The following is a 1,144-nucleotide window of genomic DNA, read 5'->3' on the forward strand; positions in this document are numbered from 1 at the left end:
GCCAAGTTCCAGCGCGAGCTCGGCCACATGGGCTTCAAGTTCCAGCCGCCTTGGCGGCGGCGGTGGCAGACCGTTGATTTCGTGTTCGCTCGCAACGTAACGCTGTAATCAGCCCCGATCTTCCTTGGCCGCCGACGGCCAGCGCGGTGAGCACCCTCGCGCCGGTGGCGGCGCCCGCGGGGGACGGCGCGCCGGCGGCGGTGAGGTCGTCGAGGTGGCGCGCCGACGCCCACCAGAGCAGGTGCAGCACGGCGACCGGCATGGCGGGGCCCGGCTCGCCGGTCTCCGCCCCGTGCACCAGCAGCGGCAGCGTGATCACTTCTCTCACGCCGGGGCGCGGGCCCTCGGCCCGGACGAGCCCGAAGAACTCCACGAGGAACTCCGACATGGCGCCCCCGACCATCTCGCGGCCCCCGTCCACGCCCATCGCGAGGCCCTCGGCGATCAGCTCGCACAGCCGCGCCATCTCCACCTCGACCTCGGCGATCGCCCGTTCCTGGGCGGCCCTGCCGAACGCTCCTTCGTCCACGTGCCAACTCCTCTGCTGCGGGGTGTCGCGGGCCGTGCCGGCGCCGCCGTCCGGCTCGATCCGGGCGCCGTCGGGAACGCCGGCTCACGAAATCGAGCGATGACGGACCCGGCCGTGCGCGTTTCCTTTTTCCCGGCCCAACGCTCGTCGACCCGCTCAGGAAACGTCGCCGGACGCTCTTCCGGGGAAGGGCGGATAAGCCGACCGGACGGCCGTCATCTTGCTACAGAAAAGCGGATCCCTGAACTGCACCCCTGGGCAGTCCGGGGCGCGCCGGGCTGCCCGGCCCGGCAACCGGCGCGAGGCGGACACGCTCCGCGACAGGCGCCGCCGGCCCGGAAACCGCATGTCAGCGTCCGCTTGCGAGAGGGGCGCCGGCCGCGGGCGGCCCCGATCGCGCACGTCACCCGCCTCCCGGGAGGCCGAGCGCCGCGCGTTTCCATCTGATCAACGCCGCACATTATCCGGAGGATCGCACAAGGTATATTTTCAAATTATTATTCAATTGCCCGGATCGACCGCGCTCTTGTGACTTTGCCCACAAATTATTGGCAGAATGCGGCCAATGCGGCGGGGCCCGGCGCGGCGGCTCGCGTGAGCGTCCGCCGCGCCGGG

The 1,144-nt window shown here is 71.2% G+C and carries 1 protein-coding gene; it reads right to left on the reverse strand.

Features of this window, described 5'->3' with window-relative positions:
* Positions 1-34 precede the first annotated feature (34 nt).
* The gene (locus AB0K37_RS42295; protein ID WP_363991906.1) at positions 35-529 is read right to left on the reverse strand and encodes a hypothetical protein; all 495 of its coding nucleotides are present in this window, start codon (positions 527-529) and stop codon (positions 35-37) included.
* Positions 530-1,144 lie beyond the last annotated feature (615 nt).

The sequence above is a fragment of the Actinomadura sp. NPDC049753 genome (assembly GCF_040674655.1).
GTDB classification, from domain to species: domain Bacteria; phylum Actinomycetota; class Actinomycetes; order Streptosporangiales; family Streptosporangiaceae; genus Spirillospora; species Spirillospora verrucosospora.